Source organism: Synechococcus sp. B60.1, assembly GCF_047462555.1.
Lineage (GTDB): Bacteria > Cyanobacteriota > Cyanobacteriia > Thermostichales > Thermostichaceae > Thermostichus.
Genome location: NZ_JANSJN010000115.1, coordinates 1 through 8535 on the forward strand (window position 1 = coordinate 1; position 8535 = coordinate 8535).

6 protein-coding genes and 1 pseudogene are annotated in these 8535 nt (G+C 59.7%); all 7 read right to left on the reverse strand.

Annotation, left to right across the window (positions count from 1 at the left end; genetic code table 11):
- Positions 1–121: 121 nt before the first annotated feature.
- A complete protein-coding gene (locus NW863_RS11410) occupies positions 122–604 on the reverse strand; it encodes a hypothetical protein (RefSeq protein ID WP_414333983.1) in 483 nt (160 codons plus the stop codon).
- A 3-nt stretch (positions 605–607) separates the two neighbouring features.
- Positions 608–3361 (reverse strand): response regulator, encoded by a 2754-nt coding sequence (locus NW863_RS11415; protein WP_414366457.1) that lies wholly within the window; start codon positions 3359–3361, stop codon positions 608–610.
- Position 3362: 1 nt separating this feature from the next.
- On the reverse strand, positions 3363–5600 hold the full coding sequence (locus tag NW863_RS11420) for a methyl-accepting chemotaxis protein (protein WP_414366458.1): 2238 nt from the start codon (positions 5598–5600) through the stop codon (positions 3363–3365).
- A gap of 40 nt (positions 5601–5640) precedes the next feature.
- Positions 5641–6174 carry a chemotaxis protein CheW gene (locus tag NW863_RS11425; protein ID WP_414333988.1) on the reverse strand — a complete coding sequence of 178 codons (534 nt, stop codon included), beginning with the start codon at positions 6172–6174 and terminating at the stop codon, positions 5641–5643.
- Positions 6175–6280: 106 nt separating this feature from the next.
- A complete protein-coding gene (locus tag NW863_RS11430; RefSeq protein WP_414333990.1) occupies positions 6281–6646 on the reverse strand; it encodes a response regulator in 366 nt (121 codons plus the stop codon).
- Positions 6647–6693: 47 nt separating this feature from the next.
- Positions 6694–7764: a response regulator gene (locus tag NW863_RS11435; protein ID WP_414333991.1), complete on the reverse strand. Its 1071-nt coding sequence runs from the start codon at positions 7762–7764 to the stop codon at positions 6694–6696.
- A gap of 544 nt (positions 7765–8308) precedes the next feature.
- Positions 8309–8535: pseudogene (locus NW863_RS11440) on the reverse strand (NUDIX hydrolase); the annotation flags it as partial.

The following is an 8535-nucleotide window of genomic DNA, read 5'->3' on the forward strand; positions in this document are numbered from 1 at the left end:
CGCGGGATCAGGTAAACGCGCTGGAACAGCCCTTCCGCCTGGACTGGCAGCGGCGGGATCCCTACCGTTGGGAGCTAGCCCGCGTCGAGAACCCGGCACTGGAGCTACCCCCTATCCCCGCTCAGGGACGGACAGACCAAAGATGAGGGTCAAACACCAACAGGGGGAGCCGACCCTCGGCGGGCGGGATCCATCCCACAATGCCTCGTTGGCGGCCTTGGGCGGCGTAGCGGCTGGGGAGAGGTTGTACCTGAGAAGCAGCTAGGCGGCGCAGGATTGGCTGACTGGGAAGGGGCAGGGCCATCGTTTTCGAGTTATCGACCTGATTGGGTGGGCCGTCCTCACAACTGCCCGCTTGCAGCAGCAGAACTCCCTGGGGCAGAAACGGGATCCCGCGGCCCAGCAATAGACGGCTGGTATCCAAAAGCTCAAGGCCGTCCTCCTGAACAGATTGAAAGTCTTGCCAGGCCAAAACCCGTCGCGCCCGTTCAATGGGTAGACCAAAACAGTAGGAGCTCAGTTGAAAGGTAATCAAGGTTTGCTGGTTTCTCAGGTGCTCCTGGCGGGCCAGACGGCGCAAGCGCAGAGGAGAGAGGAGGGCCATGGTCTACCTCGCTACCGACAATATCGGCGGGGCCGGCTGCAGCAGATCCCGTAACTGTTGGATCAGCTCCTGTTCCTGAAAGGGCTTGGAGAAATAGGCGCTGGCTCCCAGCCGTTGGGCCAATTGGCGATGTTTCTCGCCGCTGCGGGAAGTCAGGATGACCACAGGGAGCTGGCTATACAGGGAGTGGCCACGAATCCGGGCCAACAAGCCAAAGCCATCCAGCCGCGGCATTTCGATATCACTGATCACCGCTTGGATGGGAACTCCTTTCTCAAGCCGTTCCCAAGCCTCTTGTCCGTCGCGGGCTTGTTCAACCCGAAACCCCGCCCTTTCCAGGGTTATGGCCAAGAAGCGGCGCACGTTAACTGAATCTTCCACCACCAGCAGATGGGGCTGGGCGGCAAACCTGGACTGGGGAAGGGGATCCCTTGCTGGCCGGCAGGGCCGATCCCGCTGGGCCAGCAGCCAGCTTAGGAGGGCAGGCGGATCCACGAAAAGGGCCATTCGCCCATCCGCCAAAACGGTGCAGCCAGAGAACCCCGGCGGCAGAGGCAGACCTCCCTCCACCGGACGCAGGGTGACCTCTTGCTCCCGCCAGAACCGATCCAGCAACAGACCGTAGGGCTGGTTGCCTTCCGCCACCAACAGCACCACAGGTCGGTCGAGGAGGGGGGTCCCATCCATTTCCTGGACAGGCTGCCAGCGGGCAAAGCGAAACCAACGCCCTACGGGGATCAAAGGAACCTGCTCTCCCTCCCAAAGGAAGGCATCGGCAGGAAGCTCAGGAGCCAGCAGCACCTCTTCCACTGCGTTGGCCGGAAAGGCCAACATCAACCCCCGGCACTCTGTTAGCAGCACGCGGCTGACGCTCAGGGAAAGAGGCAGAGTCAGGGTAAACAGCGTACCCTCCCCCGCCCTAGATTCCACCTGAACCTGCCCCCCAATTTGTTCCAAGTTGGTGCGCACCACATCCAAACCCACCCCCCGCCCCGAGAGCTCGCTGACTTGCTCGGCGGTGCTGAAGCCCGGCTGGAAAATGAGCTCAAGCAGCTCCTCCTTGGAAGCCTGATCCAAGTCGGCGGCAGAAAAGCCCATTTGCAAGGCCCGGGCACGCACCTTGTCCAGAGAAATCCCTCTTCCATCGTCGCGTACCGTAATGAAGGTGCGGTTGCCCCGTTGGCTGGCGGCAATTTCAATCAGCCCTTTGGCCGGCTTGCCCCGAGCCAAGCGGGTGTCCGGATCTTCAATGCCGTGGTCGAAGGCGTTGCGCACCAAGTGCAACAAGGGATCCGCCAAAGCTTCCAAAATCGAACGCTCGATTAGGGTGGATCCCCCCAGAACCCGCAGCTCCACAGGCTTGCCATGGGCTAAGCTCAGCTCCCGCAGTGCCCTGGGAAAGCGATCCGTCAAATCCGACAGCGGCTGCATGCGCACCTGGTCGAGACGCATTTGCATTTGCCGGGAGAGGCGGCTGAGCTGGCGGGCGCTGCCCTCGGTCTCCTGCAGCGTGGTGTCGATATCGGCGGTAACCTCGTCAATTTGCACGATGGTCTCCATCATCTCTTGGGCCAAAAGGTGCAGCTCCCCATAGCAATCCATCTCCAAGAGGTCAAAGGTATCGACCAGGGTCAGGCCGGGATCCCTTGCTTGTGATAGCAGAGAGGCGGGCACAGTGGCGGCGACGCGGTCGTAGCTGCTGCGCAGGCGGCTGTTGGTTTCTTCTAGGGTGCGAACCCGCTGTTTGAACAAGTTGGCCAGCTCCCGCAGCCGCTGCAGGCGGCTGTTGAGGCGGTTGCGCTCACTCGTGAGCTCTCCCAACAGCTCCCCCAACTGTTCTAGAGGGCGAGCCGGCACCCGTAGCATCTCGGCGGGGCTTTTGGCCCTGGCTGGAATTGCATCCGGCAGCTCGGCAGTGGCCCCTGGGGGGGGAGGGGCTTCTGCTGCGGAGGAGACCGGAGGCTCTGCCGCATCCCAGGAGCTGGGGAGAAGATTCGTCTGGCCCACCAGCACTAGGGCCTGCGAGTGTCGCCAAGCCTGTAAAACCGCCTGAGCAACGGGCAACACCTGCTCTTTCTCAGTTGGCGGCAGCGCTTCCAGAGCCTGGGCTGCCGAGCTGCACAAGCTGACGAAGGCAGGCAGATCCAACATTTCCCCCAGCGCCCCCAGCTCTTGGGCAGCGATGAGAAACTCCTCCCGCAGACAGGGCTGGTCGGGCGCGGCCAAAACTCCCTCCAGCCGCTGCAGGCAGGCTTCCACCTCCGTTTCAAACAGCAGTACCCGGATATCGCCCCCGGCTTCTGCAGCCAACACCTGCGCGGTATCTTCCGGCCGCAACTCCCCCACCTGCTCCCGCAGCCGCTGGAAGATGGGCTCCACTTTCTCCCTCAGCCAGTCTTCTTGCAACGGCTGCCTCTGCTGGTGGCGCTGGACAATTTGGCGCATGCAATCCAACGCCGCCAACAGGGTACGCTCTACTGCGGGCTTGGCTTTTTGGGGATCCACCTGCAAGATCTTGAAGCCGTCCTCCAGGCGGTGGGCCAGGTCGCTGAGCGCCGAAAACCCCATCATCGCCGCCCCACCCTTGATGGAATGGGCAGCCCGCAGCAGGCGATCCAAACGGGGGCGATCCAACTGCCGGGATCCCAGCCCCACTACCTCTGTCTCCAGGGTGTTGAGGTAAGTCTGGGCCTCCTCCAAAAACTGCAGCCTCACCAGCCATTCGCGCGGGTCGAGGCCATCGGGATTTGGCTCCATACTAGACTGCCTCCCCCACCTTGAAGGTGGACACCGAAGCCTGTAGCTGACGGGCAACCGCCACCGTAGCTTGGAGAGAGTTGGTCACCTGTTGCGAAGCTGACGCCGTTTGGGCGGCAATGTTGGCGATCTGCTGCATCAACTGCCGCACCGTTTGGGAGGTGTCGACCTGGGCCTCGGTGGAGCGGGCGATGGCCTGGAACAGTTGGTTCACCTGCCGCGAGACTTCCACAATTTGCCCTAGGCTCTGCTTGGCTGTTTCCACCAGGCGGGTGCCTTCCACCACCTGGCCGGTGCTGGTTTCCATCGCCTGCACCACTTCGCTGGTCTCCCGTTGGATCCCTTCTACGATGCGCTCGATCTCGCGGGTGGCCTCCGCCGACTGGGCGGCCAGAGCCCCCACCTCTTCGGCAACCACCGCAAAACCCCGCCCTTCTTCCCCGGCGCGGGCCGCCTCAATGCTGGCGTTTACGGCCAACAGGTTGGTTTTCAGGGCAATCTGGTTAATCAAGGACACCACCTTGGAGATCTGCTGGGAAGATTCCCCCAGCCGTTTCACTTTCTTGGCCGTTTCGGCCACCGTCTCCCGCAGTTGCAGGATGTTCTGTACCGTGCGATCCATGGTCAAGCTGCTGTCGGTAGCCGTAGTGGCAGCAGACTCAGCTACTGTGGCAGCCTGCTGGGCCTTATCGGCCACCTCCTGGATCGAGAGCGTCATCTGTTCCACAGAGCGCAAGGTCTCTTCAATTTGGATGGCCTGCCGGAGAGCCGCCTCGGCCAGCTCGCGAATGGCTGCCTCGTCCCGGCCAATCGATTGGTTGACTTGCCCGGCAGCCTGCTGCACTTGAATCACGATGTCGCGCAAGCTCTCGATGATGACGTTGAAAAAGTCTGCCATGATGCCAACCTGTCCGGCGGTTAGCTGCGCCCGCACGGTGAGGTCTCCCCGCGAGGCCTCTGTAACCTCGCCAATAAGCTGCAGCAGCTCTCTTTGCAGCGCTTCCGACCGCTCTCGTTCTTGGGCGGCCACGGCCTTTTGCTCCAGCGCCCCCAGGTTACCCAAAGCTTGACTCAGGCGGTTGGCCAGCTCGGCCAGGTTTTTCTGGTCTTCGTCAGACCAGCTCTGGCTTTGGGCGCGGCCTACGGCCAAAAAACCGTAAAGCTCATCGCCACGTACCACCGGCGCCACCATCTCGGCTTTTAATTTGATTGTGCCCAACATCTGCAGGTGGTCGGCGCCCAGGTCTACCCCAGGCACCGGGCCAAAAGCGTAAACTTGCCCACTGTGGAGAGCCTGCTGGAGCGGAGCCGGGATCCGGCGGAGGAAGGTGCCCAAGGTGTCAGGCAGGCTGCTGTCGCAGGATTCAGCAATAACCTGCGCCTCTTCGGGAGCGGTCAGGCGATAGAAGGCCACTCGTTGGGCACCAAAGCGCTGACGCATCTCGCCCAACAGCTCGCTCAGGGGATCGATCAGCTCTTGCTCTTGGCGAATCCGGGCAATATCGGCAAACCGTTGGGCCAGCCGGGTATCGGAGACTTGTCGCTCGTAGGTGGCGTTGCGTTCCCGCACAAAGTTGCGCACCAGGATCAAGATGATCCCCCAGCTAACCAGCAGGATCGGGAAGCTGGTAGCCGAAAGGATCAAAGCCCCCAACAGATCCCGCTCGTAGAGCCGGACGCTGCTCTGAATGTTGCCGCGAATGGCCTCCAGGGTTTGGTTGATCCCTTCGGCGTAGATGCGCTTTTGCTCTTCGTACTCGGGGCTGTGCAGCAGGTCAAAGGCGCGTTCTTGCTCGCCGGCTCGAATCAAGTCAAAAGCCTGCACCTCCCACTCCACCAGTTTGATGTTGGCTTCTGTCGTTTTGGCTGCGTAGGCCTCGTAAGAAGCGGGATCCAATCGCTGAATCTCCGCCAGCACCTTATCCAACTGAGGTACATAGCGGTTGTAGCGCTCTTCCCAGGACAGATCCCCGCTGGCAGCAGCCATGCGGGCAGACATGGTCAAGACTTCATCCAAATAGATCACCTGATCGCTCAGGTTTTGCAGGGTGAACTGCCGCGAGATGGAAGGCTCGAAATCGAAGTAGGTGCGGGCTACGCTGCCGGCAGAAACGGCAAACAACAGGGAGCTGATGCCCAGCGGGAGACTGATCGCCAGAGCCAGACGGGATCCGGCGACTTTACCCTGGGGTCGAGAAGAGGGGGCCAACTTGAGGAAGAGGGGACGGAAGGAGACCATAGGGTTTTACCTATAGCTAGGAGAAAACGGTTGAGAGGGATCAAGGATTGGCTTGGGAATAGGCCGAGTTGAGCCTTTGGAGAATGGCAAGGGGGCTGAGTACCCAGAGAGTCTCTTCCTTTTCCTTTTCCCAGACCAAACCACTGCAACAGTCGCAGAGACTATCCAGCCGGAACCTATCTTGGACGGGTTGAGCTTCTGCTAGAGGCTGGATCTGCTGGCTGACCACTCGAGCCACCCCCCTCACTTGTTGCACAGCCAGGCCCAGCCCCCCACATTCTGGGCGCATCACCACCAGATGGTATTCGGGCTGCCCAACGTCCAAAGGCTCCAGGCCAAGAAACTGTCCCAGATCCACGCCCCAGAGGATGCGGTTGCGATAGTTGAACAAGCCCAGCACCCATGCGGGCTGGTTGGGGAGAAGAGTAAAGTGCTGTGGGGCAACAATTAGCACTTCCTGGGCAACTGTCATGGGCAAAAGGGCCCGACAGTCCACCCCCAACTGGAGATGTAAGTACAATTCTCCGGTGCGGACGGCAGTAGAGCTTTGGGAAGAAAAAGAGGTCGCCAGCATCTTTGCTCTCGCTCTGCAACGTCTAAGGCCCAACCAGACTGCACCCCAGAACCACGACCGCAACTTGGACTCAGCAAGGTAGATTCGCTGCAAAAAATCCCGAGACTCAACTCAGCACCACCGACTTCACGGCCCGCACAATGTCCTCGCGGCTAAAAGGCTTGGTCAGATAAAGGTCGATCCCTTGCTTCATGCCCCAGAGTTTGTCCAGCTCTTGATTTTTAGAAGTGCAGGCCACAACGGGCAACTTTTGGGTCTCCGGGTTTTTCTTGATTTGGCGGCACAACTCCAGCCCGCTCATGCCTTCCATGACCAAGTCCGTCAGCACCACATCGGGTTTGTCGCTGCGGATCTGCTGCAATGCCTCTTGGGCGCTGGCCACTGCCACCACTTGATAGCCTTCTGCCCGCAGGTAATCGCTGATGAGCTGGCGCTCCGAGGCCACATCTTCCACCACCAAAACTTTCACCATGATCGACAACTCCTTTGTTTTTCAACCACCGTAAGCTTAAGGTGCCCCTAGGTAAGATAGCGAAACACCATCTGCAGCAATTCTTCCTGCCGAAAGGGCTTGGTCAGGTAATCGGTAGCACCGGCCAAGCGCGCCTTAACCCGATCGATCAGGCCTTTGTGGCCCGTAACCATCACCACCGGCACATCTTTGAGTACAGAGGACTTGCGGATAAGGCTGCACAATTGGTAACCGTCCACGTTGGGCATGCCCACGTCCAGCAGGATGAGATCCGGCTTGAGAGTGGTCAGCTTCATCAAGGCTTTCAAAGAGTCGCTGATGGTGTGGATGACCAAGTGGTGCCCTTCCAGCAACCGCTGCAGCTCGCTGAGCATGGCTTCACTGTCGTCAATACAAGCCACAACCCAGGTTTTCGAGACTGGGGGGGATGGGCCCAGATCCGCAAGCCCGTTGGCCAGTTGGAGAGGCACGGTGGGGGTTTCTGAGGGCTGCAATTCTGTCTCAAGCCTGGCCGCGTAGGTTTTGGGCAGCCGATCAAAGGGGGGCTGGGGATCCCGTAGGACAAGGATGCCGGCTTGGATCAAAGGATGTAGGCGGCGAGCGATCCGCAGGTCGTCTTGATCGAGAAGAGCGCTCAACTGGCGGAAGCTAAACCCCTTCAGCAACCGGCCCAGACGTTCCTGTTGCTCGGCGGGAAGGCGTTCTGCCTGAGCCCGGCTGGCAAAGTAGGGCCGTTGGTAGGGGGAGGTGATCTCAGGCCCCAAAGATTGCCAAGCCTGTAGCCGCTTTTGGGTCAGATCGAGCAGGGATCCCACCTCCCACTGACCCAGGGTGGGCACCGTGTCCAACGGGATGATCTCCTGCCGAAAGCTGGTTGGAACCAGCAACAGATTTTGCAGCACCTCCTCGCTGATCCAGGTGTTCAGCCGACGCGCAGCTTCCCAAGGCAGCAGTTGTTCCGTCACCATCCAACTCAGCCCCAGAAGGTCTGCGGGCAGAGGTCCCGTCTCCTGAGCCAGCAGCGCTTCCACCTGCCTATGGATACGCAGGCAATTTTGGCGGGTCAGAGAAAAAACTTGATGGCTGAGCCGACGCAGGTGGCGGTCCAGTCGCTCCAAAGGCTCGAAGCTGTGGTGTGCAAATCCCAGACGACCTTGGTGGAACACCAATGACCAAGTGTCCAGCTCCTCGCTTCTGTCCAGAGCACTGCAATACCGAACAACCCCTGTGAAACCAGCCTCCACCTTCAGCAAATGGTCAGAGACTTGCGTACAGACGTTGGGGCAATTCATCGGCGGAGAGGACATGCTTGGGCAATTTTCTGCGCTGAGATTGACAATATCGGTGAAACTCTATGCTCCACTCACAAGTCGGCGCGAGAATGTTTTCAAGAATACGATTCAAGTTCAAGCACAGCTCCGACCCAGACAACCCCTTTTGAACCGAGCCTAACAGAACGGGCCAAGTCTGCACGAAACTTAGAGTAGGTTTTACAGAGTAGGTTATCGATGACTGGGGATCACCAGTCGATCGTCACAAATGAGAATTAACCTTCAGATCGTCTGGCGGTTTTCTTCCGCGGAAACTGTCCACGGAAAGCCTGCAAGACGCAAGACAATATAGAAGTAATCCGAATAAATCTCTTCCGTAAACATACGGAACTTAGATGCTCTCCAATTTCCAAAGCGGCTCCAGATAGGCTTGGCAGCGGCGCAGCAGTTGCCGACTTTCTTCAAAGCTGATCTGCTCCAAGGCTTCGGGGTAGGAGCACCAGCGGTAGGCGGCCACCTCCTCCGGCTGTACCTGCAGCTGAGGGGGAGGAAACTGGGGCGGCAGCAGGGCCACGTAGTAGGTAACGGTCTTGGCCACCGCGTTCCCCTCTGGATCTG